Source organism: Aminobacter aminovorans (assembly GCF_900445235.1).
In the GTDB taxonomy this organism is placed as follows: Bacteria; Pseudomonadota; Alphaproteobacteria; order Rhizobiales; family Rhizobiaceae; genus Aminobacter; species Aminobacter aminovorans.
The window spans coordinates 1,538,952-1,564,749 of the sequence record NZ_UFSM01000001.1 but is presented as its reverse complement, the minus strand read 5'-3'; the positions used below and the strand labels follow the sequence as shown (position 1 = coordinate 1,564,749).

The 25,798-nt window shown below is 62.6% G+C and carries 27 protein-coding genes; 11 read left to right on the top strand and 16 right to left on the bottom strand.

Annotated elements, in window-relative coordinates:
• The 4 genes from DY201_RS07740 (at window position 1) to DY201_RS07725 (ending at window position 3,706) form a co-directional block, all read left to right on the top strand.
• On the top strand, window positions 1–789 hold the full coding sequence (locus tag DY201_RS07740) for a rhomboid family intramembrane serine protease (protein ID WP_115730702.1): 789 nt from the start codon (window positions 1–3) through the stop codon (window positions 787–789).
• 221 nt (window positions 790–1,010) lie between these two features.
• Window positions 1,011–1,760 carry an electron transfer flavoprotein subunit beta/FixA family protein gene (locus DY201_RS07735; RefSeq protein WP_115730701.1) on the top strand — a complete coding sequence of 250 codons (750 nt, stop codon included), beginning with the start codon at window positions 1,011–1,013 and terminating at the stop codon, window positions 1,758–1,760.
• A 24-nt stretch (window positions 1,761–1,784) separates the two neighbouring features.
• Window positions 1,785–2,714 carry an electron transfer flavoprotein subunit alpha/FixB family protein gene (locus DY201_RS07730; protein WP_115730700.1) on the top strand — a complete coding sequence of 310 codons (930 nt, stop codon included), beginning with the start codon at window positions 1,785–1,787 and terminating at the stop codon, window positions 2,712–2,714.
• A 110-nt stretch (window positions 2,715–2,824) separates the two neighbouring features.
• Window positions 2,825–3,706 (top strand): 3-hydroxybutyryl-CoA dehydrogenase, encoded by an 882-nt coding sequence (locus DY201_RS07725; RefSeq protein ID WP_115730699.1) that lies wholly within the window; start codon window positions 2,825–2,827, stop codon window positions 3,704–3,706.
• 43 nt (window positions 3,707–3,749) lie between these two features.
• On the opposite strand, the gene DY201_RS07720 is transcribed toward DY201_RS07725, so the two are convergent.
• The 3 genes from DY201_RS07720 to DY201_RS07710 form a co-directional block, all read right to left on the bottom strand.
• The gene (locus DY201_RS07720) at window positions 3,750–4,550 is read right to left on the bottom strand and encodes a GGDEF domain-containing protein (RefSeq protein WP_165915900.1); all 801 of its coding nucleotides are present in this window, start codon (window positions 4,548–4,550) and stop codon (window positions 3,750–3,752) included.
• 147 nt (window positions 4,551–4,697) lie between these two features.
• Entirely contained in the window at window positions 4,698–5,162 is a 465-nt protein-coding gene (locus tag DY201_RS07715; RefSeq protein WP_245431923.1) for a GNAT family N-acetyltransferase, read from the bottom strand.
• Window positions 5,159–5,560 carry a rhodanese-like domain-containing protein gene (locus DY201_RS07710; RefSeq protein WP_115730697.1) on the bottom strand — a complete coding sequence of 134 codons (402 nt, stop codon included), beginning with the start codon at window positions 5,558–5,560 and terminating at the stop codon, window positions 5,159–5,161. The genes DY201_RS07715 and DY201_RS07710 overlap by 4 nt, the downstream gene beginning before the upstream one ends.
• Window positions 5,561–5,638: 78 nt before the next feature.
• Between DY201_RS07710 and ftrA the strand changes: the two genes are divergently transcribed.
• Window positions 5,639–6,628: a transcriptional regulator FtrA gene (gene ftrA / locus DY201_RS07705; protein ID WP_245431922.1), complete on the top strand. Its 990-nt coding sequence runs from the start codon at window positions 5,639–5,641 to the stop codon at window positions 6,626–6,628.
• 245 nt (window positions 6,629–6,873) lie between these two features.
• Here the strand turns inward: ftrA and DY201_RS07700 are convergent, their stop codons facing one another.
• From DY201_RS07700 to DY201_RS07685, 4 genes are all read right to left on the bottom strand, one after another.
• Window positions 6,874–7,545 carry an amino acid ABC transporter permease gene (locus tag DY201_RS07700; RefSeq protein ID WP_115730696.1) on the bottom strand — a complete coding sequence of 224 codons (672 nt, stop codon included), beginning with the start codon at window positions 7,543–7,545 and terminating at the stop codon, window positions 6,874–6,876.
• 124 nt (window positions 7,546–7,669) lie between these two features.
• Complete coding sequence (locus DY201_RS07695; RefSeq protein WP_165915902.1) at window positions 7,670–8,476, bottom strand: transporter substrate-binding domain-containing protein; 807 nt, start codon at window positions 8,474–8,476, stop codon at window positions 7,670–7,672.
• A 26-nt stretch (window positions 8,477–8,502) separates the two neighbouring features.
• Entirely contained in the window at window positions 8,503–8,814 is a 312-nt protein-coding gene (locus DY201_RS07690) for a GYD domain-containing protein (RefSeq protein ID WP_115730694.1), read from the bottom strand.
• Window positions 8,814–9,488 (bottom strand): cysteine hydrolase family protein, encoded by a 675-nt coding sequence (locus tag DY201_RS07685; RefSeq protein ID WP_115730693.1) that lies wholly within the window; start codon window positions 9,486–9,488, stop codon window positions 8,814–8,816. The genes DY201_RS07690 and DY201_RS07685 overlap by 1 nt, the downstream gene beginning before the upstream one ends.
• 138 nt (window positions 9,489–9,626) lie before the next feature.
• Between DY201_RS07685 and DY201_RS07680 the strand changes: the two genes are divergently transcribed.
• Complete coding sequence (locus tag DY201_RS07680; protein ID WP_115730692.1) at window positions 9,627–10,523, top strand: LysR substrate-binding domain-containing protein; 897 nt, start codon at window positions 9,627–9,629, stop codon at window positions 10,521–10,523.
• A 32-nt stretch (window positions 10,524–10,555) separates the two neighbouring features.
• Here DY201_RS07680 and ugpC read toward each other — a convergent pair whose 3' ends face one another.
• From ugpC to tlpA, 5 genes are all read right to left on the bottom strand, one after another.
• A complete protein-coding gene (ugpC, locus tag DY201_RS07675; RefSeq protein ID WP_115730691.1) occupies window positions 10,556–11,605 on the bottom strand; it encodes a sn-glycerol-3-phosphate ABC transporter ATP-binding protein UgpC in 1,050 nt (349 codons plus the stop codon).
• Complete coding sequence (ugpE, locus tag DY201_RS07670; RefSeq protein WP_115733657.1) at window positions 11,605–12,453, bottom strand: sn-glycerol-3-phosphate ABC transporter permease UgpE; 849 nt, start codon at window positions 12,451–12,453, stop codon at window positions 11,605–11,607. Before ugpE ends, ugpC begins: the two co-directional genes overlap by 1 nt.
• A gap of 40 nt (window positions 12,454–12,493) precedes the next feature.
• Window positions 12,494–13,378, bottom strand: coding sequence for a sn-glycerol-3-phosphate ABC transporter permease UgpA (gene ugpA, locus DY201_RS07665; RefSeq protein ID WP_115730690.1), 885 nt, complete (start codon window positions 13,376–13,378; stop codon window positions 12,494–12,496).
• 210 nt (window positions 13,379–13,588) lie between these two features.
• Complete coding sequence (gene ugpB / locus DY201_RS07660) at window positions 13,589–14,899, bottom strand: sn-glycerol-3-phosphate ABC transporter substrate-binding protein UgpB (protein WP_115730689.1); 1,311 nt, start codon at window positions 14,897–14,899, stop codon at window positions 13,589–13,591.
• A gap of 354 nt (window positions 14,900–15,253) precedes the next feature.
• Window positions 15,254–15,943, bottom strand: coding sequence for a thiol:disulfide interchange protein TlpA (tlpA, locus tag DY201_RS07655; RefSeq protein WP_115730688.1), 690 nt, complete (start codon window positions 15,941–15,943; stop codon window positions 15,254–15,256).
• A 33-nt stretch (window positions 15,944–15,976) separates the two neighbouring features.
• Here tlpA and argH point away from each other — a divergent pair, with 33 nt between their 5' ends.
• The 4 genes from argH (at window position 15,977) to DY201_RS07630 (ending at window position 21,726) form a co-directional block, all read left to right on the top strand.
• Window positions 15,977–17,377, top strand: a complete 1,401-nt coding sequence (gene argH / locus DY201_RS07650; RefSeq protein ID WP_115730687.1) for an argininosuccinate lyase — start codon at window positions 15,977–15,979, stop codon at window positions 17,375–17,377.
• A 70-nt stretch (window positions 17,378–17,447) separates the two neighbouring features.
• Window positions 17,448–17,654, top strand: a complete 207-nt coding sequence (locus DY201_RS07645; RefSeq protein WP_115730686.1) for a lipoprotein — start codon at window positions 17,448–17,450, stop codon at window positions 17,652–17,654.
• Window positions 17,655–17,684: 30 nt separating this feature from the next.
• Window positions 17,685–18,953, top strand: coding sequence for a diaminopimelate decarboxylase (gene lysA, locus DY201_RS07640; RefSeq protein WP_115730685.1), 1,269 nt, complete (start codon window positions 17,685–17,687; stop codon window positions 18,951–18,953).
• Between the two features lie 178 nt (window positions 18,954–19,131).
• Entirely contained in the window at window positions 19,132–21,726 is a 2,595-nt protein-coding gene (locus DY201_RS07630; RefSeq protein ID WP_115730683.1) for a TIGR02302 family protein, read from the top strand.
• 250 nt (window positions 21,727–21,976) lie between these two features.
• Here the strand turns inward: DY201_RS07630 and DY201_RS07620 are convergent, their stop codons facing one another.
• Entirely contained in the window at window positions 21,977–22,603 is a 627-nt protein-coding gene (locus tag DY201_RS07620; RefSeq protein WP_115730682.1) for a glutathione S-transferase family protein, read from the bottom strand.
• A gap of 95 nt (window positions 22,604–22,698) precedes the next feature.
• A complete protein-coding gene (locus DY201_RS07615; protein WP_115733656.1) occupies window positions 22,699–23,559 on the bottom strand; it encodes a LysR substrate-binding domain-containing protein in 861 nt (286 codons plus the stop codon).
• A gap of 317 nt (window positions 23,560–23,876) precedes the next feature.
• Between DY201_RS07615 and DY201_RS07610 the strand changes: the two genes are divergently transcribed.
• Complete coding sequence (locus DY201_RS07610) at window positions 23,877–24,821, top strand: DMT family transporter (protein ID WP_115730681.1); 945 nt, start codon at window positions 23,877–23,879, stop codon at window positions 24,819–24,821.
• Here DY201_RS07610 and DY201_RS07605 read toward each other — a convergent pair.
• Entirely contained in the window at window positions 24,788–25,183 is a 396-nt protein-coding gene (locus DY201_RS07605; protein ID WP_165915903.1) for a response regulator, read from the bottom strand. The genes DY201_RS07610 and DY201_RS07605 overlap by 34 nt on opposite strands.
• Window positions 25,184–25,249: 66 nt before the next feature.
• The gene (gene hpt / locus DY201_RS07600) at window positions 25,250–25,792 is read right to left on the bottom strand and encodes a hypoxanthine phosphoribosyltransferase (protein WP_115730679.1); all 543 of its coding nucleotides are present in this window, start codon (window positions 25,790–25,792) and stop codon (window positions 25,250–25,252) included.
• Window positions 25,793–25,798 lie beyond the last annotated feature (6 nt).

Genomic DNA, 25,798 nt, shown 5'->3' with positions numbered 1-25,798 from the left:
ATGTTCATTCCGCTCTATGATTCCAATCACCTGCGCCACATCAGGCTGCAATACGTCACCCTCAGCCTGATCGCGATCAACGTCATCGTCTATCTCCTGACCACGGTCGGCGGCGAGGACTTTGCCACCGCGGCTGTACTTGGGCTGGGCTACATCCCCTCCGTCGTGCACGACCTGGCGGAGCTGTCGCCGGATCTGATCATCATTCCGGAAGATCTGAGCTACATCACCTATTCCTTCCTGCACGGCGACATCTTCCACCTCGGCGGCAACATGTTGTTCCTGTGGGTGTTCGGCGACAATGTCGAAGACGCGCTCGGGCATTTCCGCTTCCTGGTTTTCTACCTCTTGTGCGCGGTCGCCGGCGCCTTCCTGCACGGGCTGATCCTGCCGGATTCGCAGACGCCGCTGATCGGCGCCTCGGGCGCCATCGCCGGCATCGTCGCCGCCTACCTCATCCTTTACCCCCGGGTGAAGGTGTGGGTACTGGCCTTTGCCCGTATCCCGCTGCGCATCCCGGCCTGGATTCCACTGATTCTGTGGGTCGCCTTCCAGTTCCTGATGATCGCTATCGGCGGCGACGAAGAGGTCAGCTGGGCAGCGCATGTCGGCGGCATCGTCGCCGGCGCCGTTCTGGTGCTCGTCCTGCGCCGGCGCGAGGTGCCTCTGTTTGCCGATGCCGAGGAGGCGGTGCCGTTACAGGAAAAGGCCGAAGCACCGGCTATGCCGGAGCCTGCGACGCCAGAGCCTCCAACCGCCCAGCCGACGACGCGCTGGGGCCGGCAATAGAGGCTGCTGGCCCAGCTTGTTTCAAACGATTTGAGCTTGAAGCAGATATTGACGCTAACGTTAGCCGCAACTACGGTCCGGCCGCTTGCGGCAGCCCTCCCGCCACCAAAAGCGCGAGATCAAGTCTGTTTTTCCGCCCAATATGTCGGCAATCGACAATTGCGTGGGCCCAAGCGCTGCTATAGCGCGCACAATATCGCTGTTCAGAGAGGTACCAGCCCATGAAAGTTCTCGTCCCGGTCAAGCGGGTTGTCGATGCGAACGTGAAGGTGCGCGTGAAATCGGATGGCTCGGGCGTTGAGCTCGCCAATGTGAAGATGGCGATGAACCCGTTCGACGAGATCGCGGTCGAAGAGGCGATCCGGCTCAAGGAAGCCGGCAAGGTCGAGGAGATCGTCGTGGTCTCGATCGGACCGGCCCAGGCCCAGGAAACGCTGCGCACCGCGCTCGCCATGGGCGCCGACCGCGCCATCCTGGTCAAGACCGACGAGGCCGTCGAGCCGCTCGGCGTGGCCAAGGTGCTGAAGGGCGTGGTCGAGGCGGAACAGCCCGGCCTGGTGCTGCTCGGCAAGCAGGCGATCGACGACGATTCGAACCAGACCGGCCAGATGCTGGCAGCCCTGCTGGGCTGGGCCCAGGGCACCTTCGCCTCGAAGATCGAACTCGCCGGCGACAAGGCCAATGTGACGCGCGAAGTCGATGGCGGCCTGCAGACGGTGTCGCTGAAGATGCCGGCGATCGTCACCGTCGACCTGCGCCTCAACCAGCCGCGTTACGCCTCGCTGCCGAACATCATGAAGGCCAAGAAGAAGCCGCTCGACGAGAAGTCGGCCGCCGATTTCGGTGCCGACATCACCCCGCGACTCAAGGTGCTGAAGACTGAGGAGCCGGGCGGCCGCAAGGCAGGCATCAAGGTCAAGACCGCGGCCGAACTCGTCGACAAGCTGCGCAACGAAGCCGGCGTGCTCTAAGCGAAGCGGAAAGGGATCAAACACATGGCAATTCTCCTCATCGCTGAACACGACAACGCTTCGCTCTCCGACCAGACCGCCAAGGCCCTGTCGGCAGCGCTCAAGATCGGCACCGACATCGACGTGCTGGTCGCCGGCAAGGGCGCCAAGGCAGCCGCCGATGCGGCTGCGAAGCTCAAGGGCGTGCGCAAGGTTCTGCTCGCCGAAAGCGAAGAACTGGCCGAGCGCCTGGCCGAGCCGACCGCTGCCCTCGTCGTCAGCCTCGCCGGCAACTACGACACCATCATCGCCGCGGCCACCTCGACCGGCAAGAACGTCGCCCCGCGCGTCGCAGCGCTGCTCGATGTCGCCCAGGTCTCGGAGATCATCGAGGTCGTCTCCGCCGACACCTTCAAGCGTCCGATCTATGCCGGCAACGCCATCCAGACGGTGCAGGCACAAGGGCCCAAGAAGGTCATCACCGTGCGCACCGCCTCGTTCCAGGCAGCACCCGATGGTGGTTCGGCAGCCGTCGAGACCGTTGCTGCTGCCGCCAACCCCGGCCTGTCGAGCTTCGTCGAAAACAAGCTGTCTGAGAGCGACCGTCCGGAGCTGACCTCGGCCAAGATCATCATCTCGGGTGGCCGCGCGCTCGGCTCTTCGGAGAAGTTCCAGGAAGTCATCCTGCCCGTCGCCGACAAGCTCGGTGCTGCCGTCGGCGCTAGCCGCGCTGCCGTCGACGCCGGCTACGCCCCCAACGACTGGCAGGTCGGCCAGACCGGCAAGGTGGTGGCGCCCGATCTCTACATCGCCTGCGGCATTTCGGGTGCGATCCAGCACCTTGCCGGCATGAAGGACTCGAAGGTCATCGTCGCCATCAACAAGGACGAGGAAGCCCCGATCTTCCAGGTGGCCGACTACGGCATCGTCGGCGACCTGTTCGTCGTTCTCCCGGAACTCGAAAAGGCGCTTTGACGCCCCAACGAGTGACGTATTAAAATATGATGGCCGGGGTAGACGAGTGCTACCCCGGCCATTTAGTTTGCATTGCACAAAAGTAAAAAGCCTGCGACGGGATAGGTGTGATGACGGGTAAGATCGAGACGATCGGCATTGTCGGCGCTGGCCAGATGGGCGGCGGTATCGCACATGTTTCGGCACTGGCAGGCTACAGCGTGCTGCTCTACGACGTGTCGCCGGAGCGCATCGAAAAGGGCATCGCCACCATAAACGGCAACCTGGCGCGTCAAGTCGCCTCGGGCAAGCTCGAGGACCAGGCCCGCAAGGACGCAATGGCCCGTATCTCGTCCGCGCCCGCCATGGCCGACCTTGCCAGCGCAGACCTCGTCATCGAGGCGGCGACGGAAGACGAAACGATCAAGCGCAAGATCTACGCGCAGCTGTGTCCGCAGCTGAACCCGGAGGCGATCCTCGCCACCAACACCTCGTCGATCTCGATCACGCGCCTTGCCGCCCAGACCGACCGGCCCGAGCGTTTCATCGGCATCCACTTCATGAACCCGGTTCCGGTGATGAAGCTCGTCGAGCTGGTGCGCGGCATCGCCACCGAAGACAAGACCTTCGAGGCGTCGAAGGAATATGTCCGCAACCTCGACAAGACGGTGACTGTGTCCGAGGATTTCCCGGCCTTCATCGTCAACCGCATCCTGTTGCCGATGATCAACGAGGCGATCTACACGCTTTACGAGGGCGTCGGCACCGTCGAAGCCATCGATACGGCGATGAAGCTGGGCGCCAATCATCCGATGGGGCCGTTGCAGCTCGCCGATTTCATTGGCCTCGACACCTGCCTGTCGATTATGCAGGTGCTGCATGATGGCCTGTCGGACTCGAAGTATCGCCCCTGCCCGCTGCTGGTGAAATATGTCGAAGCCGGCTGGCTTGGCCGCAAGACCGGCCGCGGTTTCTACGACTATCGCGGCGAGCATCCGGTGCCGACACGCTGAACCGCGTTGCGGCGGACGCTTCGCCCGCGGGCAGCCTGATGTCTCAGTTCGGGAGTCCGGTGTGAAACCAGCTCGGTGTCATATCTGACGGCATGGCCGCCAGCTCGACCCGGTTGCGCCCCGCGCCCTTGGCTTCGTAGAGATGCAGGTCGGCGACGCGGAACAGCTCTTCGAACATCACCGGCCGGTCGAACAGGGCGCCGCCTACGCTGACCGTCAGCGTGTGGTTGTTGCCGCCTGGCCTGAACGGCGCGTCGGCCACTGAGCGGCGGATGCGCTCGGCGATATCGGCAGCGTTGACCGGTGTCACGCCAGGCAAGAAGACCGCAAATTCCTCGCCGCCGAGGCGGCCGAGCATGTCGTCGCGCCTCAGGCAAGGCTGGATCGCCGCGACGATGATGCGTAGCGCTTCGTCGCCCTCAGCATGACCGAAGCGGTCGTTGACCGACTTGAAGTGATCGGCATCGATGACCAGCAGCGCGCCCATGGCGCGCTGGCGGCGCGCGATCTCCCGGGTGAGCACATTTTCGACCCGGGTCGAAAAGGCTCCCCTGTTGAGACAGGCGGTAAGCGCATCGGTCGATGCTGCAACGACGAGCTTGTGGTTGACGATCGCCAGCTCACGCAGCTTGAGCGTCAGGTAGAAGAACAAAGGCCCTGCCAGAAGGATCGGCAAGACAGTCGCCTCGATCAGGCCGAGATGCAGCACGTCGGCACTGGCGTTGCGGAACACCGCATAGGTAGCCGCAAGTGACACCGCGATGCAGCCTAGTGTGCCGAACACGGTCCATCCGGCGAGTTGCAGCCATGCGCCAGGCGAAAGCTTCTTCAACGATACCGGCAACCCTGCCACCTCCTTGATGCTGAACCGATCATCGATCGTGCTGCATGAACAGGAGGTTAGCACGGGGCGTCAAATTCGAGCGATCACTGCAACGAGTTGCGCTCGGCCGGTCGTGCGTCGGTTAGGGTATGCCAACATCGGCCGGCCTCATCGGGCTCTCTTCGGAGAATGCACGTGCTTGCTGAAGCGCATCTTTGGCTGGCCAACACCGCCTTCGCGCTCGAAAAAGCGTATCGCATCCAAATTCCGCAGCGGCGTTTGCCATTCCATTCGCTCCACCCCCGCTTCCTCGGTCAGAAGACCGACATGGTCGAAGAGCTGCTTTCCAATTCCCTGTCCGCGCGCATTCTCGTACACGAACAAGCAGTCGAGGTGGGCAAACCGGCCGGCAGTCCACAGTGCGTAGTCGAATGTGAGAGCTGCATAGCCGATCAGGGTTCTCTCATCTTCAGCTACGATAAGATGTGTAGGAGGCTCACGAGCATCGAGAATGGCGACGAGATCGGCTTCATTCACGCATTCGGTCGCCCGCTCGAAGAGCGCATGTTGCCGGATTAAATCCAGCAACTGTGCGGCGTCTTTGGGCAACGCCTTTCTGATCTGAACCGTCACGCTGTCTCGGAAGCTGCAAGCTCAAAGCCTTCGTCGAGCCATCCGGTGATGCCGCCCGCCATGATCTTGACGGGGCGTCCCAATTCAGCGAACCGCAAAGCGCCGCGTGCCGCGCCGTTGCAGTGAGGACCGGCACAATAAGTCACGAAAATCGTATCGTCGGGCCACTCGACCATCTTCGACCGAACGATCTTGCCGTGCGGAAGATTGATGGCGCCCGGTATATGGCCCTTGGCAAACATCGCTGGGCTGCGCACGTCGAGAAGCACGAAGTCAGCGCCCTTGCTGAGCGCCTCATGAACGTCCCAGCAGTCGGTTTCAAACGTAAATTCAGCAGCGAAATGTTGCCGGGCGAGCTCGCTAGGTGCGGGTGGGATAGCGGTAACTGATGTGGTCATATCGGTCTCCTTTCCCTCTCTGTCTACGATTTGGCCCCGTGCTTGCAATTGGCAGGAATGCCAATATACGTAAAGATCATGCCAAAGTTGACTGGACCCCTGATTGTCGCCCTCCTTTACGACGGGCTGTGCACCTTTGAATTCGGCATCGTCGCCGAAATCTTCGGACTCTCTCGGCCTGAATTGGGATCGGGATGGTACCGGTTCGCCAGTTGTGCGGTCGATGAGGGGCCAATGCGTGCCCATGGCGGGTTCGTCATCGTCGCCGACAACGGCTCGGAGGTAATCGAACAAGCCGACATTGTTGTCGTTCCAGGCTGGAAGGGTGCTGACGTTCCCGTCCCTGAAGCGCTGTGCCAGCAACTGCGAGCGGCTCACAGGCGCGGGGCCCGGCTGGCGTCCATATGTTCCGGCGCATTTGTTGTTGCTGCGACGGGTCTGCTTTCGGGTGGTGCAGCAACGACGCACTGGCGTTATGCCGACAAGCTGCGCCGAAATTACCCCGACATCGAGGTTGATGACACCTCTCTGTACCGCGCTCATGATCGTATCTACACGTCAGCGGGAAGCGCGGCGGGGATCGATCTCCTGATCGAGATCGTCAGGCAGGATTTCGGGGCCGTTGCAGCGAACTCAGTCGCCAGACGTCTCGTGATGCCCGCGCACCGAACGGGGGGACAGGCACAGTTTCTTGAACGGCCTGTTCCGATCCGGGAAGGGCTGGAAATCGCTCCGCTTCTTGACAGCATACGTGCCGATCTTGCGACCAACTGGAGCATCGAACGGATGGCACATGAAACCCGGATGAGCATGCGAACATTTCTGCGCCGGTTTTCCGAAGCCACAGGAAAGACCCCAGGGGATTGGATCGCGGCCGAACGTGTCAGCGAGGCGAAGCGTCTGTTGTGTCAAGGCAACGCGAGTATGGAGGCGATCGCGTTGGCAGCCGGTTTCGGAAGCTCCCATACGCTTCGACATCATTTTCGGAAAAAAGTCGGGATAAGCCCAGGTGAATATCGCGCACGTTTTATGATCGAGATGCCCGATAAACAGATGGCATCGGCCTAAGGTGTCAGTTCGCCCGTACCGGAACTGACCCCAGACGCCCGCGCCCTATACCCTCTTGCCGTCGCTGCCGAAGAAATGCGGCTTTTCGCGCTGGCCGCAAGACCGGACGCGGCTTCTCAGATCATCGCGGCGAGCACCCGGTTCCGACGCGCTGACGGCTGTCAGTTCAAGTTTCCGATTTGTGAGGCAAGTGTCCGATACGTCGGGCTCCTTCTCTGCACGCCCGGTTGGACGCGCAGAAACGCTCAGCCCAGCCGCCTCTGGATAAGCCCCTGGATCACCATCAGGATCGAGACGATCACCAGATAATAGACGAGTGCCGCGCAATACCATTCGACGAAGCGGAAGCTCGCGGCGATCGCGTCATTGACTACCGCCATGATCTCGCGCAGCGAGATGACATAGGCCAGCGACGTCAGCTTGATCAGGTTGATGAATTCGTTGACGAGCGACGGCAGCGCGATGCGCAGAGCTTGGGGCAGGATGACCAGGAAGAAGGCCTGGGCATTGGTCAGGCCGAGTGCCTTGGCGGCATCCATCTGGCCGGGTCCGATGGCCCGCAGCGCACCGCGCATGACCTCCGCCATGTAGGCGGCGGTGACGAGCGTGAAAGATATCGCCGCAGCAACGAAGGGCGTGTACCAGTTCGCCTTGAGCAGGGCCGGGATCAGTTGCGGCGCCCCGTTCCAGACAATCAGCAGAACCAGGATCAGCGGCGAAGCGCGAAACAGCCAGACATAAATCTGGGCGGCAAGATTGCGCCCGCGTTTCGGCGAGTTCAACGCCAAGGCCACCGGCAGGCACAAAAGGAACGAGACGAGTTGCACAACTGCCGACAAAAGGATGGCAACGCCCGCCCCTTTCAGCATAGCCGTGGACTGCAAGGCGCTCAGGAAAAGCGCGAGATCGAAAGTCATCCGCCGCCAACTCCCCGCCGGCTCGAGCCTTTTGCCGCCATGCCGGCTGGCCGGCGGCAAAAGCCTGGTTTCAAACTGTCAGAGCTTTGACAACTCGCGCGGCTGCAAGTTGTCGGAGGGTGAACTACAGATCATGGTCGACGTCAAAGACCGCCGGATCAAGTCCGTACTTCTTGGCAAGCCCGGCGAAGAAGCCCTGCTCCCGCAGCGCCTTGAGTGCCAACTTCACGGCAGCGAAATCTGCCGGGTCGCGGCGGCTGTAGATGCCATATTTGAACTCCGACTGCCAGACATAGGCGACGCGCAGCTGGTCGCTGGCGCCGGCTACCCGGAAGGCGCCCTCGGCTTCCTCGGTCAGCGTGGCGTCGGCGCGCCCGACCATGACCTGCTGGTAGGCCGCCTGCTGGCTGGGATAGTCCTGCGCCGTCAAGGGCGGCACGCCCTTGGCCATCAGATCTTTGTTCAGCGGATCAACGCGTTCTTCGCGGTAATAGGTGCCGGCTTCGAGCGCGATGGTCTTGCCGCTGAGATCCTCGGGTGCCTGGATCGCGGCATTGTCTGCCTTGGTGACGATCACCGTCGCCGACTTCATGTAGGGTGCGCCATCATAGGTCTCGCGGCGCTTGTCGTTGATGTAGATGCCGCTGACGATAAGGTCGCAGCGGCCCGAACCGAGCGTCGGCAACAGGCCGGCGAAGTCCGTCACAATGTAGCCCGCCTTGGCGTTCCACAGCTTGGCCAGCGCCTCGACGACATCAATGTCGATGCCGACCGGCGTGGTGTCGCCCGGGTTGGTCTTGTAGGTCAAGGGCGGAAAGGCGGCTGTCGTGCAAACGTTGAACTTGCCTTCGGAAACGAACCCCGGCACGTCGGCCTGGGCGGCGCCCGTCATCAGCATCGCCATAGAGGCAATCGCAAGCAGCTTCTTCATCGGATTCATTCCCCTCTTGTTGTTATTTATTGCAGGACGCGCTCGACAATGCCGCCGTAAGTCGGCGGATCGAATGCCGGCAGGATAAGCGGATCGACGAAGCCGTCGCGGCGGGCAGTGAGCACGTATTGCATCATCGCCTCGTTGCTCGGCATCTCGAAAACCTGAACGAAGTCATAGCTTCCCAGCGTGGCGTAGAAGGCGATCGACTTGCCCCCAAGCGCTGCCACGCGCTCCTCGCTGACCTTGCGGCGGTCGACGCTGCCACTGAGTTCGGCGAGGCCCTTGTCGGTCAGGCGCATCAGCGAAACGTATCTCTGTGTTGTCGGTGCCGACATCAGCTCGCCTTCCCCGACAAATCCTGCAGGGCCTCGATGACAGCGGCTGAATCGGAAAGCGCGCCAAAGATGCCGTTCTCGACGGTAACCATATGCAGCGCGGCCTCATGCGCCCGCTGGTCTCCGCTGGCGCATGCGTCAGAAATCGTCAGGCACTGGAAATTGCGGTCGCAGGCTTCGCGCAGCGTGGTGTGGACGCAGACGTCCGTGGTGCAACCCGAAAACAATAGATGGGTGATGCCCTGCGCGCGCAGCACATGTTCGAAATCGGTGTAGGTGAAGGCGCCGTTACAGGTCTTGTCGACGATGATGTCTTCGGCCGCGACATCGATTTCCGCAACGATATGGAAGCCAGGGCTGGAGCGCAGCAGGATCTCGGTGCCTTCGATGCCGGCCCGCTTGCGCCGCCACTTCTCGTAGGGCGTCATGTCGGCCATGTCCGCCCGGTAGCCCTGGCGCGTGTGGATGATCTTGAGACCGGCGGCGCGCGCGGCGGCAATCAGCCGGTTGACTGTCGGCAGGATCGCCCGCAGCGGCGTCGGATCATAACCATGCTTGGCGAAGTAGCCTGTCGTCGACAGGAAGTCTTCCTGCAGATCGATGACGACAAGGGCGGTGTTTGCGGCGACGAAATTGCCGTCATAGGGAAAATTGAATGGGATAGCCTTGATCATATTGGTCCTCCTTTTTTCACGATAGGACGAGGAATCGTTTGAAAAAAGCAATTTATTCAGATCAGTATCGTGCAGTTATACTCACCTATCAGGAAGCCAATAGGCATCGGCCAACCAGCGCACGGAGAGCGACGACAGATGCGATCACTGGGCTTTCTGCAATATCTGCGCGCTTTCGAAGCCGTCGCCCGGATTGGCACCTTGCGCGGCGCAGCCGACGAGCTTGCCTTGAGCCCAAGCGCGGTATCGCTGCAACTGCGCAAGCTTGGCGAAGCGACTGGGCTGATGCTGTTCAGGAAGTCGGGCCGCAACGTCGTTCTGACCCAGGCCGGGCGGGAATTTTCCCAGACTGTCACCCAGTCGCTTGGCCAGCTCGCGGGCGCGGTGCGCTCGGCGGGCGATATCGATCTGGACGGCAAGGCGCGCGCGCTTACGATCTTCATGTCGCCGTCGCTCGGCATCGCTTGGCTGACCGCAACGCTTGTCGAATTCGCCGAGGCGATGGGCACGTCACGCCTGACCTTGCGCCACTGCATGCGCGAGAGCGACGTCGACTGGACCGAGGCCGATATCGCGGTGGTCTACGACAACCCGCCCTTCGCCAATTGCCGCTGGCTGCTGCTGAGCGCGGTGAAGCTACGCCCGGTCTGTTCGCCGATCCTGTTTCCCCGGCTCGACCTTCAGCATCGCGAACGCAAGCTGGGCGGCATCACGCTGCTTCACGAGGATGACGGCCAGGAATGGGCGCGCTGGGCGACTGCGGCGCGCGTTAGCCTCGAGGGTTGCGGCAGCGTGCGCGTGCCGACTGTGGCGCATGCTGTGGCTTCGGCGGTGCAAGGCCAAGGCATTGCGCTGGTGTCCGACGTCCTGACCCGCAGTCATTTCAACGACGGGCGGGTCATCCAGCCATTTTCAACGTCGATCGATGCCTCATGGGCCTACTACATCGTCTGGCCGTTCGAGCGCTCAGACGATCCGCTGATCCAGGCTTTGATCGGAAGGATCATGGAGAGCATACATCCGGCCGGCGGCTAGTCCAGGCGGAGCGTCTTTCCGTGACCCCGCGGTCACCCCACCCTCTTGCCGTCGCTGCCGAAGAAATGCAGCTTTTCGCGCCGTGCAAAGATCGGCAGCTGGTCGCCGACCAGCACCTCGGTCCGGCCGGCCACCCGCACCACGATCTTGCCACCGCCGGCGGCGCAGTAGAGAAAACTCTCTGATCCCACCGGCTCGACGCCTTCGACCCTGGCCATCAGCCTGAGACCATCGGTCGAGGCCGCGCCATCGGCGCCGACCTCGCAGTCCTCGGGCCTAAAGCCAATCGTTGTCGCATTGCCTGATACTTCAGGCAGCGTGATGGCGTCTTCGAGCTGGCCGCCGCGCAGCGGCAGAAGGTTCATCGGCGGTGCGCCGATGAAGGAGGCGACGAAGGTCGAAGCCGGCTTTTCATAGATGTCGAGCGGCGCGCCGAGCTGTTCGACCAGCCCGCCATTCATCACCACCAGCACGTCGGCCAGTGTCATTGCCTCGAGCTGGTCGTGGGTGACATAGACTGAGGTGACGCCGAGCTGACGCTGCAGGTTCTTGATCTCGACGCGCATCTGGCCGCGCAGCTTGGCGTCGAGGTTGGACAGCGGCTCGTCGAACAGGAAGACCTTGGGATTACGCACGATGGCGCGACCCATGGCGACGCGCTGGCGCTGCCCACCCGACAATTCGCGTGGGCGGCGTTCGAGCAGATGCTCGAGCTCCAGCGTCTTGGCCGTCGAGCGCACCCGCTTGTCGACCTCGTCCTTCGGCATGCCGCGGTTGCGCAGGCCGTAGGCCATGTTGTCGTAGACCTTCATATGCGGGTAGAGCGCATAGTTCTGGAACACCATAGCGATGTCGCGCTCGGTCGGGCCGATGGTGTTGACCACCTTGCCGTCGATGGCGCAGGTGCCGGCCGAGATGGTCTCGAGCCCGGCGATCATGCGCAAAAGCGTGGACTTGCCGCAGCCCGAGGGACCGACCAGCACGCACAGCGCCTTGTCGGGAATGGCGATGGACACGCCCTTCACCGCTTCGACCCCGCCGGCATAGACCTTGCGTACGTCCTTGAGATCGACGGTTGCCATTATTTCTCCGTATCGACGAGGCCGCGGATGAACCAGCGCTGCATCAGCACAACGACCAGTATGGGTGGCACGATGGCCAGCATTGAGGTGACCATCACCAGATGCCATTCGGTATCGGCATCGGCAAACGAGATCATCTTTCTCAGCGCAATGACGATGGTGTTCATGTCGTTGCGGTTGGTGACGAGCAGCGGCCAGAGATATTGCGTCCAGCCATAGATGAACAGAATGACGAACAGCGCCGCAATGTTGGTACGCGACAGCGGCAGCAGGATATCCCAAAAGAAGCGCCACGGCCCGGCACCGTCTACACGCGCGGCTTCGACCAGCTCGCCCGGAATGGTCAGGAAGAACTGGCGGAACAAAAGAGTCGCGGTCGCCGAGGCGATCAGCGGCACGATCAGCCCGGTATAGGTATCGATCAGGCCGAGATCGACCATCACCTTGTAGGTCGGCAGGATGCGGACCTCGACCGGCAGCATCAGCGTGATGAAGATCAGCCAGAAAAACACCATCCGCAGCGGAAAGCGGAAGAACACGATCGCATAGGCCGACAGCAGGGAAATGATGATCTTGCCGATGGCGATGCCGAGCGCAACGATGGTGGTATTGAACAAAAGCGTCGCGACGCTGACCCCGCCAATGCGGCCGACACCACCAAACAGTGCCTCGGAATAATTCTCAAGGAAACGGTCGCCGGGCACCAACGGCAGCGGCGGGCGCAGGATGGTCTGCAGCGAATGGGTCGAGGCAACGAAGGTGTAGTAGATCGGGAACGCCACGATCACGATGCCGAGGATCAGGATGGCGTGCGCGATATAAATGCCTGTTACCGACTGACCGATCATCAGCTTGTCGTGCCCGCTGACAGGCGGAAGGGCTTTCGGCTCAGCCATAATGCACCTTCTTCTCGACATAGCGGAACTGGATGGCGGTGAGCGCAATGACGATGACCATCAGGATCACCGACTGGGCCGCGGAGTCGCCGAGGATCAGATTGACGAAGCCGTCATTGTAGACCTTGTAGACCAGCGTCTCGGTGGCCTTGCCCGGCCCGCCGCCGGTCACGGCATGGATGATGCCGAAGGTGTCGAAGAAGGCGTAGACGGTGTTGACCACCAGCAGGAAGAAGGTGGTCGGCGCAAGCAGCGGGAAGACGATGGTCCAGAAGCGCTTGTTCTCGCCGGCGCCGTCGATGGCCGCCGCCTCGATCAGCGTCTTGGGGATGGCCTGCAGGCCGGCAACGAAAAACAGGAAATTATAGCTGATCTGCTTCCAAGATGCGGCGGCAACCACCAGCGCCATCGCCTGCTCGCCATCGAGCAGCGGGTCCCAGTTGATGCCGAGCCAGCGCAGGCCATAGGCGAGCGAGCCGATCGACGGGTTGAACAGGAACAGCCACAGCATGCCGGCAATGGCCGGTGCCACCGCATAGGGCCAGATCATCAGCGTGCGGTAGAGGTTGCGGCTGCGCACCACCTTCTCGGCCATGACGGCGAGCAGCAATGCAGTACCCATGGCAACGGCTGCCACCGAGACCGAAAAGATCGCCGTGACCTGGATCGAGTTGAGATAGTTGGGGTCCGACAGCACCTTCTTGAAATTGTCGAACCAGACGAATTTCGACGACAGGCCGAACGGATCCTCGCGCAGCATCGACTGGCGCAGCGCCTGGCTCGCCGGCCAGTAGAAGAACACCAGCGTGATCGCCAGCTGCGGCGCGACCAGCAGGTAGGGCAGGATCTTGTTGGGAAAGACGACGCGTGGGGACAATGAGGGCCTCTTGTTACGCGTTTGTCAGAAGCTGGATGGCATCGCTGCCGTCCTTCGGCCCAGCGTTTGCGCCGCCCCTTACCCTAGCCTCTCCCCCGTGAACGGAGAGAGGAAGGGCGCCCACCTTGCCGCTTGTCCCTTCTCCCGGTTCACGGGGAAAAGGTGCCGGTAGGCGGATGAGGGCAGCGCTACGATGGCTTCAAGCTGATGTCAGTTGCCGATCGCTTCCTGGATCGCCTTGTTGCCGCGTGCGACGGTGTTGTCGAGCGCCTGCTGGGCGGTCTGCTGGCCGGCGAGCATCTTTTCGAGCTCTTCGTTCTCGATGTCGCGTACCTGCGGCAGGTTGACGAGGCGGACGCCCTTCGAGTTTTCGGTAGGCGCCTTGCCCATCATCTGCTTGATCGGGATCTCGCGGGCCGGGTTCTTGTCGTAAAAGCCCGACTTCTTGGTCTCCTCATAGGCAGCAAGCGTGACCGGCAGGTAGCCCGAAACCTGGTGCAGGCGGGCCTGGATCGGCGTTTGCGACAGGAAGTTGAAGAAGGCAGCGACACCCTTGTACTGCTCGTCAGGCAAGCCGGCAAAAACCCAGAGCGAAGCGCCGCCCGGAATGGTGTTCTGCGGCGCACCCGCTGCGTCAGCCTCATAGGGCAGTTGGCCGGTGCCGTAGTTCATGCCCGACTTGACGATGTCGCCGAGGCCACCCGAGGATTCGGTGAAGATACCGCATTCGCCGGCAAGGAAGATCTGCTTGGCTTCGGAGGTGCGGCCGCCATATTTGAAGGTGCCGTCCTTGGCGAGGTCGGCGAGCTCCTGGAAATGCTTGACGAAGGCAGGGGCGTTGATCTTGAGCTCGACATCGGTGCCGCCGATGCCGTTTTCATTGGTGCCGTAGGACAGGTTGTTCCAGGCGGCGAAATTCTCGGTGTGGATCCAGGTCAGCCAGGTTGAGGTGAAGCCGCAGGGGGCTGCACCGCTCGACTTGATCTTCTTGGCAGCGTCCCAGACCTCGCCCCAGGTCTTGGGTGGATTGTCGACGTCGAGGCCGGCTTTCTGGAAGATGTCCTTGTTGTAATAGAGGATCGGCGAGGACGAGTTGTAGGGGAACGACAGCATGGTGCCGTCGGGCTTCGAGTAGTAGGCGACGATGCCCGGCAGGTACTGGCTCTTGTCGAAGGCCTGACCGCCCATCGACAGGATGTCGGCGACCGGCTTGATGGCGCCCTCGGCACCCATCATCGTGCCCGTACCGGCATCGAAGACCTGCATGATTGCCGGCGGCTGCTTGGCGCGGAAGGCAGCGATGCCGGCGTTCAGCGTCTCGGGATATGTGCCCTTGAAGACCGGAACGATCTTGTAGTCGCTCTGGCTCTTGTTGAACTCTTCGGAAAGCTGGTTGACGACCTCGTTGTTCGCGCCGGTCATGGCATGCCACCATGAGATCTCGGTGACGGCGAAGGCGGAGGTGCTGGACAACAGCGTCATGGTGGCGGCAACACCGGCCGCAAAGCCTAGGGTCTTCATGTCTCGCTCCCGTTCTGGTTGGCGAAATGTTTAGTTCCGCGAGGAGCAGTATTGTCGGATTATGACAGCGCGACAACAGTTTTATAGCGATCGTATGAAGGTCGCATTTGGCTCGCTTTGATTTCGATTTCTCCACAACCTCATGACAAGCTTTCGCTTTTCCAGAAAACGAAAGTAATTTACCGGGAATTAGACTCGTCTGAACTGCCGGCAATGCCGGCTAACGAAAGCCTTGAAATGGAATGAACGTGCCATTACGTGGCCTTCGCGGATGAAAACCGCGAAGATGGCGGCCCAAATCCTACAATCTGAAATTGCAGGGGCCGCCAACAAAAGTGTGTGGACACGCAGGCCCTATTTGGCGAGCGCGGCCTCGATCAGCTTCCTGGCGTCGGGGCTGGCCCATTCGGCGGGGCCGTTCATGTTGGCAAGCAGGCAGCCTTCACCGTCGACCAACAGCGTGACGGGCAGGCCGAGCGCCAGGCCGCGCTTCTTCAGGTCATTGAACACGGCGAGCGTGTTGTCGCGGTAATGGCCGAGTGAGGAGACGCCGATCTCTTCGAGGAACTTCTTCGGCTTGGTGTCGTCGCCAGTGTCGACATTGACGGCCACGACCTCGAACTCCTCGCCGCCCATCTCACGCTCCAGCGCGTCGAGCGCCGGCATCTCGGCACGGCACGGCGCGCACCAGGTGGCCCACAGATTGACCAGAAGCGTGCGACCGGCATGGTCGGCGATGGTCATCGGCTTGCCCTGGGGATCGTTGAAGGCGAGCGTCTTCAGCGACTGCGGCGGGTCGGCCGGCATCATCGCCGCGACATGGCCCGTCGCGGCGGCTGCGACGGCCTTCGCCTTTTCAGCCTTCGCCGCACACAGCTTGTCGTCGGGGCTCGCAGAGGAGTCGACGGCGACCGTGGGCTGCGGCGTGTTGTTGCCAGGACGGGTCGTGCTGACATATACCGCGACCGCGCCGGCGATCACGCCCGCAACGGCGGCAATCAGTATATGGCGTGGGGCTGGAAACATTTTTCTGCGGTCCGACATCTAATCAATTCTCTCCGGAGCCCGGGTATCACGATGAGCGACAAGAAGGCCAGCAACCAGATGTGGGGCGGACGTTTTGCCTCGGGCCCGGCTGCGATCATGGAGGCGATCAACGCCTCGATCGGCTTCGACAAGAAGCTTTACGCCCAGGATATAAGAGGTTCAGTCGCCCACTCCGTGATGCTGGCGGAAACGGGCATTATTTCGGCTGACGATCAACAGAAAATCGCTCACGGCCTGAACACGATCCTGCGAGAAATCGAGGAGGGCAAGTTCGCATTCTCGACCCGGCTCGAAGACATCCACATGAATGTCGAGTCGCGGCTCGCCGAGCTGATCGGCCCGTCTGCCGGGCGCCTGCACACAGCACGTTCGCGCAACGACCAGGTGGCCGTCGACTTCCGGCTCTGGGTCAAGGACGAGTTCCACCGTGTCGCCGCAGCACTGAAGGGGCTGATCGCGGCCTTCCTCGAACGCGCCGAACAACACGCCTCGACTGTCATGCCCGGGTTCACCCATCTGCAGACGGCGCAGCCGGTGACCTTCGGCCACCATTGCATGGCCTATGTCGAGATGTTCGCACGTGACCTCAGCCGCGTCCGCGACGCCGTCGAGCGCATGAACGAGAGCCCGCTGGGTGCAGCCGCCCTCGCCGGCACCGGCTTCCCGATCGACCGCTTCCAGACGGCCAAGGCGCTCGGCTTCCGCGAGCCGACACGCAACTCGCTCGACAGCGTCTCGGACCGTGACTACGCGCTCGAATTCCTGTCGATTGCCGCGATCTGCGCGACGCATCTGTCGCGCCTGGCTGAAGAGATCGTCATCTGGTCGACGCCGCAGTTCGGCTTCGTGCGCCTGTCGGACTCATACTCCACCGGTTCGTCGATCATGCCGCAGAAGAAGAACCCCGATGCCGCCGAACTGGTGCGCGCCAAGACCGGGCGCGTCAACGGCCACCTGATCGGCCTGTTGACGGTCATGAAGGGCCTGCCGCTGACCTATTCCAAGGATATGCAGGAAGACAAGGAAGCAGTGTTCGACGCCGCCGAGACACTCGACCTGATGCTGGCTGCGATGACCGGCATGGTCGGCGACATGACCATCAACGAACAGGCGATGAAAAAGGCCGCCGGCTCGGGCTATTCGACCGCCACCGACCTTGCCGACTGGCTGGTGCGCACGCTCGGCATGCCTTTCCGCGAGGCGCATCACGTCACCGGCCGTGCCGTAGCTTTGGCCGAAAGCAAGAAGGTCGGGCTCGAGAAACTCGCGCTTGAGGACCTCAAGTCGATCCATGATGGCATCACAGACGACATCTTCTCGGTTCTGTCGGTGCAAAATTCGGTGAAGAGCCGCACCTCCTTCGGCGGCACAGCGCCGGCAGAGGTGAAGAAACAGATCCGCTACTGGAAGAAACGTTTGATGAAAGCTTGATCTATCCGGGGTGCAAAGCCCGAAAATCTCCGCTACAAGCGGCGGGGAAATTTTCGCGGACGGATGGAACATGACCGCTGGCAGGATTCTGGTGACGCTCGGGCTGATTGCGGCGGTTGGCATGGCTTCGGCCTGCGGCCGCAAGGGCGACCTCGACACCCCCTATGATGCTGCCGTGCAGGCGCAGAAAGACGCCCAGAAGGCCGGCCAGCCAGCCGGCGCTGCGCCGGTGAAACCGGTCGAGGACAAGCCTTTCATCCTCGACCCGCTGCTCTGAGCCGCACTTCATTTTCGAAAGCATGCTGCCGTGAACCATTTCGACTATCGTGACGGCGTCCTCCACGCCGAAGACGTGGCGCTGACCGATATCGCCGCTGCCGTCGGCACTCCATTCTACTGCTATTCGACCGCGACGCTGACGCGCCACTTCCAGGTCTTCTCCAAGGCTTTCGCCGATCTCGACTCGCTGGTCTGCTACGCGCTCAAGGCCAACTCCAACCAGGCCGTATTGAAGACGCTGGCAAAGCTTGGCGCCGGCGCCGACACGGTTTCGGAAGGCGAGATGCGGCGTGCGCTGGCCGCCGGCATCCCGGCTGAAAAGATCGTTTTTTCGGGCGTCGGCAAGACGGCGCGCGAAATGGACTTCGCGCTGCAGGCCGGCATTCTCTGCTTCAACGTCGAATCCGAGCCCGAGCTCGAATTGCTGTCGGCGCGCGCTGTAGCCAACGGCAAGACGGCACCAGTGTCGCTGCGCATCAACCCCGATGTCGACGCCAAGACGCACAAGAAGATTTCGACCGGCCTTGCCGAGAACAAGTTCGGCATCCCGCGCCAGAGGGCGCGCGAAGTGTATGCCCGCGCAGCCGCCCTGCCCGGCATCAAGGTGACCGGCATCGACATGCATATCGGCAGCCAGATCACCGAGCTGCAGCCTTTCGACGACGCCTTTGCGCTGATGGCCGAACTCGTGGAAACGCTCAAGGCGGACGGCCACGAGATCGACCATGTCGATCTCGGCGGTGGCCTCGGCATTCCCTACAAGACCGACAACAACCCGCCGCCGCTGCCCGACGCCTATGCCCAGATCGCGCACAAGCATGTCGGTAAGCTCGGCCTCAAGGTGATGTTCGAGCCCGGCCGGCTGATCGTCGGCAATGCCGGCATCCTGGTATCGGAAGTCATCTTCGTGAAGGAAGGCGACGCCAAGAACTTCCTGATCGTCGACGCGGCGATGAACGACCTGATCAGGCCGACACTCTACGACGCCTATCACGACATCCGCCCGGTGATGCAGCCGGCGGCCAACACGCCGCGCATGACCGTCGACATCGTCGGGCCGGTCTGCGAGACCGGCGACTATCTCGGCCTCGATCGCGACCTGCCCAGGCTGAAGGCTGGCGACCTGATCGCCGTCGGCACGGCCGGCGCCTATGGCGCTGTGCAGGCAGGCACCTACAACACGCGGCTGTTGATCCCCGAAGTGCTTGTCGACGGCGACCGTTTCCATGTCGTGCGCAAGCGCCAGAGCTATGACGAACTGATCGGGCTCGATTCCATTCCCGATTGGCTTGCCTGACGGCGCGCCAGCTCGCCAGGACGTGGATCGGGAGATCTATGGCGTTCCTTGCGCTTCCTCTGGACGTGCTGTGCGTTGAGCTTCACGATTACGTTGGTCGCCTCGCCTTCGCCGCGATTGATGGTATTCTGCCACAGGCAGGGTGGCTGCATCCCGCGCCGCCCAAGCGGAAGGGCCGATGACGGAACCGACAAGACCAGCGCTGCATCGTAACGTCGCCGCCAGCCTGGGCAGGACGCGCCTGGCCATATCAGCGGCAATGATCGTCGAGCGTGGCTGGCCGCTGGTGCTGCCACTGATCGTCGTTGTCAGCTTGTTCGTCAGCTTGTCCTGGCTTGGCCTGTTCCGGGCCCTGCCCGACATGGCGCGACTGGCGCTGGCCGTGGCCTTCGGGCTCACTGGACTTGCCTCGCTCTATCCATTGCGCTTTTTCCGCCTGCCGACATGGGCCGAGATCGACAGCCGCCTCGAACGCGCCAATCAGCTGCTGCACACACCGGTGCAGGTCCAGACCGACCGCCCCTCGGGCCGGCCGGACAGCTTCGCCGACGCCCTCTGGCGCGAGCACCAGAAGCGCATGGCCGAACGGCTCGGCACACTGGGCGGCGACTTGCCCCGCACCCGCGTGCCGGAGCGCGACCCATGGGCGCTTCGCGGCGCGGCTGCCCTGCTGTTCGTATGCGCCTTTGCCTTTTCCTTCAGCCCGACCGGCGGACGGCTGGGCGACGCCTTCAGGGCGCATGCGACGCGCGACATCGTACCCCCGCGCATCGACGCCTGGGTCACGCCGCCGACCTACACCGGCAAGGCACCGATCTTCCTGACCGCCGATGCCAGCAAGGATGTTCCTGTCACCAACGTACCCGAAGGCAGCGAATTGTCGCTGCGTGTCACCGGCGGATCGGGTGAGGAAACGCTCGCCTTCACAGATGCTGCAGGTACAGTGCGCGACATCGCGCCGAACGGCGTCAAGACCGAAGCCTCGACACAGGTTGCTGCTGGCCCCGTCGCCGCCGTCAGACAGTTCGCCGACAAGCTCACCGCCGAGGGTACGCTGACGCTGAAATCCGGTGACGACGAGCTCGACCGCTGGGCCTTCACCGTCATTCCCGACAGCGCGCCGAAGATCAACTTTGCCGGTGAGCCCAAGCGTGCCGTCAACGGCACGCTCGAGCTGACCTACAATATCGAGGACGACTATGGCGCGGCTTCCGCCAGGGCCGACTTCGCCCTTGCCGAGGCGCAGTCGCCCGATGCCCGCCCGCTCTATGGCCCGCCCGAAATGCCGCTTTCGCTGCCGCGCCGCGGTGCCGCCAAGAAGCCGGTAAAGGCGACGCGTGACCTGACCGAGCATGTCTGGGCCGGAGCTTCGGTGAAGCTCACCCTGCACGCCACCGACGACGCCGGCCAGGAAGCCAAGAGCGAAACCAAGACGCTCATCCTGCCTGAAAAGCCCTTCACAAACCCGCTCGCCCGAGCGGTGATCGAACAGCGGCGGCTGCTGGCATTAGACGCCAACGCCAAACCGCGCGTGATCGACCTGATGGACGCGATCACCCTCAGGCCGGAGGACACGATCGACAATCTTTCGCACTACCTTGCACTGATGAGCGCCCGTACGCGGCTCAAGATGGCCAGCTCCGATGACGAGCTGCGCGAGGTGGTCACCTATCTCTGGCAAGTGGCGCTCGGTATCGAGGACGGCGACCTGTCGGCGGCGGAAAAGCGCCTGCGCCAGGCCCAGCAGGCCCTGCAGGATGCGCTCGAACGCGGCGCCAGCGACGAGGAAATCGACAAGCTGATGGCCGAGCTGCGCGAGGCAATGAACGAGTTCCTGCGCGAATTCGCCGAACGCAACCAGCAGAACCAGAATACCCAGAACCAGTCGCCGGCCCAGGAGCTGCGCCAGAGCGACCTGCAGCGCATGCTCGACCAGATCGAAAACCTGGCCAAGTCAGGTAACCGCGACCAGGCCAAGGAGCTTCTGTCGCAGTTGCAGGACATGATGAACAATCTGCAGGCCGGCAAACGGCAGCAAGGCCAGCAGGGCCAGCAGAACTCCGAGATGCGCCAGCAGATGGACAAGCTTGGCGAGATCATGCGACGGCAGCAGGAGATGATGAACGAGACGTTCCGTCTCGACCAAATGCAACGCGGCCAGCAGGGCGACCAGAGCGATCCCTTCGGCGAGAATGGCGAGCCCGGTCAGCAGCAGCAACAGGGTGAACAAGGCCAAGGCCAGCAAAACAAGGGCAAGCAGGGCCGGCCAATGACGCCGCAGGAATTCGCCGACGCGCTTAAGCAGTTGCAGCAGGGCCAGAGCCAGCTCGAGAAGGACCTCGAATCGCTGATGAAGGGGCTGGAAGGCCTCGGCATCAAGCCGGGCAAGGGCTTTGGCGACGCCGGCGAATCGATGAACCAAGCCGAGGGCTCGCTCGGCAAAGGTGAAGGCGACCGTGCCGTCGGCCATCAGGGCCGTGCGCTCGAAGCGCTGCGCCAGGGCGCCCAGGACATGATGCAGCAGATGCAGGCCATGCAGGGCGACCAGGGCGGCAGCGGCGAAGGCGGCCGCCAACAGAATGCCGACCGCGACCCACTCGGCAGGCCACGCGCCACCACCGGACCCGACTTCGGCGATTCGACCAAGGTGCCGGACGAGATCGACGTGCAGCGAGCCCGCCAGATTCTCGACGCCATCCGCAAGCGACTCGGCAACGCGCTGAGCCCCGAGCTGGAGCGGAGTTATCTCGAACGCCTGCTGGAGTTGAGATAGGCAGCGGCAACGGGGGCTGCTTGCTCCGTCGCACTCCGTCCCATCCCCCTCTGGCCTGCCGGCCATCTCCCCCGCAAGGGGGAGATTTATCTCGCCGCCGACGGCGCTCATCCTGTGACGTCGTAGAATTTGCGAAGTTAGTGATTGGCTTCAGCGCCGATGGCGGCCTGATCTCCCCCCTTGCGGGGGAGATGTCCGGCAGGACAGAGGGGGGTGAAGCCGCACCAACGCTCAGGCCCGCCCCTTCCCCTCACCCCGCAACCATTCCCGCCTCTTGCGCCAAAGCATGATCCTTCTGGCTGGCGCGCTGGAAGGCGGGGCGAGCAGCCAGCCGCTCGACATAGTCGAGGAACACCGGTTTATCAGGCAGCGTCTTGAGCACGCGGATGCCGAAATTGATGCCGCCGCCGATCTGGGTGTCGGCAGCGGTGAAGCGGTCGCCGGCGATGTAAGGGCGCGAGGCCAGCGTCTTTTCGAGATTGTCGACCATCTCGCTGAACGATCCGTAGGAATAGCCGCCGCCCATGAATTCGTGGCCATGCGCCTTTGCCGCCAGCACCGGATCGAACACCGAATCGGCGTAGACGAGCCAGGTCAGGTAAGGCGCGCGCAGCTTGTCGCCCATGGCAGGTGCAAGTCCGGCTTCGGGGAAGACGTCGCAGAGATAGGTGCAGATCGCCGCGCGCTCGGTGACAAGGACGCCGTCATGGATGATCGCCGGCACCTTCTTGTTGGGCTGGATCGAGCGGTAGGCTTCCGGCACCCCGCCAGGCGCGCGGATATCGACCTTCTCGATCTTGTAAGGTGTGCCGAGTTCCTCGAGCAGCCACAATATGTTGGACGCGCGCGACCATGGCGCATGGTAGAATGTGATCATCAAGTCCTCCCGTTTCAGAGATGCGAACTACATAGCATTGGCCTGCTGACAGCCCTTTGTCAGGAGCGCTGGCAGGAAGTGACTTGATTCAGCAATCAGCGCCGCTGATGGAAGGCATCCCGGATGGCGTCGGCCATGGCGTCGACGGCTTCGCTGTTGGCACGCGGGTTGCGATGCATGACGACCCTCGTCGTGTCGATCGGGCCGAAGCCCTCGGCATCCGTCAGCTCACGGCAGTCCACAGGAATGTTGCTGCGCGCCATCGGCGCCAGCGCCAGGCCGGCGGTGACGGCAAGCGAAAGCCCGTTGGTGGTGTCGCTTGTATAGGCGAAACGATAATCGATGCCGCGCTGCTCCAGCGAGCGAAGCGCGTACTCTCGCGACCAGCCGTGACGGGTGTACATGGCAACCGGCAGCGGCCGCTCCAGATGCAGATTGTGGTGAATGGAGGTCACCCAGACGGTTGGGTCGTTCATCAGAACTTCGGCGCCCGAAGGAAATTGCCACTCGAACACCACGGCAAGGTCGAGTTCGCCGGCTGCCAGCGCCGCCAGTTGGGTGACCGAGTAACCGAACCGAACCGTCACCTCCACTTGCGAATGGCGCTTGGCGAAGGCACCCAGCGCGCGCGACAGGACGGGCTGCCCGTACTCCTCGGGAATGCCTATCCGGACCGGCCCGCCAAGTGGTGCGGCGCGCATCGCGGATGCGGTTTCGTCGAGCAGGGCAACGATCCGGCGGGCATTGCCGACAAGCTCGCTACCCCGTTCCGTCAAGGTGACGCCACGCGCGCCGCGCGCAAACAGCACCTCGCCGACAACCTCCTCAAGGCGTTTGATCTGCATGCTGATTGCCGACTGGGTACGCCCGACGCCTTCGGCCGCGCGGGTGAAATTGCCGCTCTCGGCAACCGCGAGGAAGGTGCGCAACAGGTCGCTGTCGAGGCGTGCGGTCATGAAAACGTTTTCAGCCATGAGAAAATCTAATGACTGTCATCATTCCAATTCGTTTGCATCGTGTCAAACGGCAGGGAATAGTCCCGCTACCCATTGGAAGGTGGCCGTAAGAGATGCGGCTACGGACTGGTAAAACCGTCCTCACTTTCACCCGCCGCAACTTTGCCGGCGGGTATTTTTTTGGCGCATCGCTCTGAAGGTGAACGCGCCGCGCCATCCAGCGCTGGCCCAACAGGAGGCGCCGACAAGCGCTCTCGCGCCGCCTGATCTCAAGATACAACAGTCGACACGACCTCTCAGGCGAGCACCCCTGTACCATGCACAACAGAACGCTTCTCGGCATCCTTTGCCTTTGCCTGGGCGTGCTGGTGTTTTCGATCCAGGACGCACTGATCAAGGCCGTGGCCGGCACCTACCCGGTCAGCGAGGCCCTGCTGATCCGCGCCGTGGTCGCCTTGCCGATCCTGCTTGTGCTGGTTCATCGCGATGTCGGCCTGGCAGCACTCGCCTCGCCCAACTGGCGCTTCCTCGCCACGCGTTCGACGATCCTGTTCGTGTCCTACTGCGCCTATTATCTGGCCATCCCGGCGCTGCCGATCGCCGACGCGGCAGCGCTGTTTTTCCTGGCGCCGCTGCTGATAATGACCATGGCCGGTCCCTATCTTGGTGAGCGGGTGCCGTGGCAAAGCCTTGCCGCCGGCACCGTCGGCCTGCTCGGCGTGATCGTCATGGTCAATCCTGGGGCCGGCATCTTCGAATGGGCGGCCTTGCTGTCTCTCGTCTCGGCATTTCTCTACAGCTTCTCGCAGCTGATGGCGCGCAAGGTCGGCGTGACGGAAAGCGCCACGACCATGGCCTTCTACCAGAACGCCGCCTATCTGCTCGGCGCGGTGCTGATCACCACGATCTTCTCCGCCACAGGCTTCCATCAGACCGGGCACCCCAGCCTTGATTTCCTGATGCGGCCGTGGATCTGGCCGAGCCTGCGCGACTTCCTGATGATGGGCGCCTGCGGCATCATTGCTGCTGTCGGCATGGTGTTGCTCGGCCAGGCCTACCGGCTGACGCCGGCCAACAAGGCAGCGACCTTCGAATATACCGGGCTGTTATGGGCGCCGCTGTGGGGCTTCCTGTTCTTCGCTGAGATCCCCGGCAGCGGCACGGTCATCGGCGCCTTGCTGATCGTCGGCGCCGGCATCTTTGCGCTCAATGTCGGGACGCGGCCGCCTCAGGCAGCACCCGCAAGCGCTACCGTCGACTGAGATACAAGTGCCAGCGAGACGCGGTCGCGAATGTCCGACAGCGTGAACGGTTTCTGCACGACATCGATGATGATGGCGTCGAGTTCCTCGGCACGTTCGCGCTGGTCGGCATAGCCGGTCATCAGCAGGATCGGCAGTCCGGGATAGGCGCGAGCCGCCTTCTGCGCCATCTCGATACCGTCCATCTCCGGCATGCGGATGTCTGAGACGACGAGGTCGTAGCCGCCCCGCGCTGCGTGGATGCAGTCGAGCCCCTCGGCGCCATCGCAAGCGACATCGACCTTGTGGCCGGCGCGTTCGAGCGCGCGGGCTGCAAGTGTGCGTACGGACTCATCGTCCTCAACGATCAGAAGCTTTGCCATGGCGGCGATATTTGCCGCGACTGGTTGACGATTTCTGAACGCCGGAAAATTTGTGATCGGCCGTTGTCAGGCCTCGCCCTTGACCACCCCGACGAAGGGCAGTTCACGGAAGGCGTGTGCCACATCCATGCCGTAGCCGACGACGAAATAGTCGGGGCAGTCGAAGCCGACGTAGTCGGCATTGAGGTCGGTCTTGCGGCGCATGCGCTTGTCGAGCAGCACGGCGATCGAGCAGCTCTTGGCGCCGCGCGACATCATCAGCTCGCGGGTGAACTTCAGCGTCTTGCCCGATTCGAGAATGTCGTCGATCAGGAGAACGTCGCGGCCGGCGACCTCGTTGTCGATGTCGCGCAGCACGCGGACCTCGCCGCTGGTCGTGCCCGCGCCATAGCTGGAGATGAAGATGAACTCGACTTCCGGCGAAAGGCCGACGTCATGCATGGCCCGGATGAGGTCGGCGGCAAAGATGAACGAACCCTTCAGCACCGAGATGACCAGAAGGTCGGTGTAGTCGTGCGCCGCGATGTCCTTGGCGAGTTCGAGATTGCGCCGTGCGATCGCCGAGGCGGAGAACAGCACTTCGATTTCCTTGTCGCGCAGAACTGGCATGACAGC

Excerpts from the sequence above, each read along its gene's own strand:
- DY201_RS07740 (WP_115730702.1), top strand. The coding sequence starts at position 1 with ATGTTCATTCCGCTCTATGATTCCAATCACCTGCGCCACATCAGGCTG.
- DY201_RS07735 (WP_115730701.1), top strand. The coding sequence starts at position 1,011 with ATGAAAGTTCTCGTCCCGGTCAAGCGGGTTGTCGATGCGAACGTGAAG.
- DY201_RS07730 (WP_115730700.1), top strand. The coding sequence starts at position 1,785 with ATGGCAATTCTCCTCATCGCTGAACACGACAACGCTTCGCTCTCCGAC.
- DY201_RS07725 (WP_115730699.1), top strand. The coding sequence starts at position 2,825 with ATGACGGGTAAGATCGAGACGATCGGCATTGTCGGCGCTGGCCAGATG.
- DY201_RS07710 (WP_115730697.1), bottom strand. The coding sequence starts at position 5,560 with ATGACCACATCAGTTACCGCTATCCCACCCGCACCTAGCGAGCTCGCC.
- ftrA (WP_245431922.1), top strand. The coding sequence starts at position 5,639 with ATGCCAAAGTTGACTGGACCCCTGATTGTCGCCCTCCTTTACGACGGG.
- DY201_RS07700 (WP_115730696.1), bottom strand. The coding sequence starts at position 7,545 with ATGACTTTCGATCTCGCGCTTTTCCTGAGCGCCTTGCAGTCCACGGCT.
- DY201_RS07695 (WP_165915902.1), bottom strand. The coding sequence starts at position 8,476 with ATGAAGAAGCTGCTTGCGATTGCCTCTATGGCGATGCTGATGACGGGC.
- DY201_RS07690 (WP_115730694.1), bottom strand. The coding sequence starts at position 8,814 with ATGTCGGCACCGACAACACAGAGATACGTTTCGCTGATGCGCCTGACC.
- DY201_RS07685 (WP_115730693.1), bottom strand. The coding sequence starts at position 9,488 with ATGATCAAGGCTATCCCATTCAATTTTCCCTATGACGGCAATTTCGTC.
- DY201_RS07680 (WP_115730692.1), top strand. The coding sequence starts at position 9,627 with ATGCGATCACTGGGCTTTCTGCAATATCTGCGCGCTTTCGAAGCCGTC.
- ugpC (WP_115730691.1), bottom strand. The coding sequence starts at position 11,605 with ATGGCAACCGTCGATCTCAAGGACGTACGCAAGGTCTATGCCGGCGGG.
- ugpE (WP_115733657.1), bottom strand. The coding sequence starts at position 12,453 with ATGATCGGTCAGTCGGTAACAGGCATTTATATCGCGCACGCCATCCTG.
- ugpB (WP_115730689.1), bottom strand. The coding sequence starts at position 14,899 with ATGAAGACCCTAGGCTTTGCGGCCGGTGTTGCCGCCACCATGACGCTG.
- tlpA (WP_115730688.1), bottom strand. The coding sequence starts at position 15,943 with ATGTCGGACCGCAGAAAAATGTTTCCAGCCCCACGCCATATACTGATT.
- argH (WP_115730687.1), top strand. The coding sequence starts at position 15,977 with ATGAGCGACAAGAAGGCCAGCAACCAGATGTGGGGCGGACGTTTTGCC.
- DY201_RS07645 (WP_115730686.1), top strand. The coding sequence starts at position 17,448 with ATGACCGCTGGCAGGATTCTGGTGACGCTCGGGCTGATTGCGGCGGTT.
- DY201_RS07630 (WP_115730683.1), top strand. The coding sequence starts at position 19,132 with ATGACGGAACCGACAAGACCAGCGCTGCATCGTAACGTCGCCGCCAGC.
- DY201_RS07620 (WP_115730682.1), bottom strand. The coding sequence starts at position 22,603 with ATGATCACATTCTACCATGCGCCATGGTCGCGCGCGTCCAACATATTG.
- DY201_RS07615 (WP_115733656.1), bottom strand. The coding sequence starts at position 23,559 with ATGACCGCACGCCTCGACAGCGACCTGTTGCGCACCTTCCTCGCGGTT.
- DY201_RS07610 (WP_115730681.1), top strand. The coding sequence starts at position 23,877 with ATGCACAACAGAACGCTTCTCGGCATCCTTTGCCTTTGCCTGGGCGTG.
- DY201_RS07605 (WP_165915903.1), bottom strand. The coding sequence starts at position 25,183 with ATGGCAAAGCTTCTGATCGTTGAGGACGATGAGTCCGTACGCACACTT.
- hpt (WP_115730679.1), bottom strand. The coding sequence starts at position 25,792 with ATGCCAGTTCTGCGCGACAAGGAAATCGAAGTGCTGTTCTCCGCCTCG.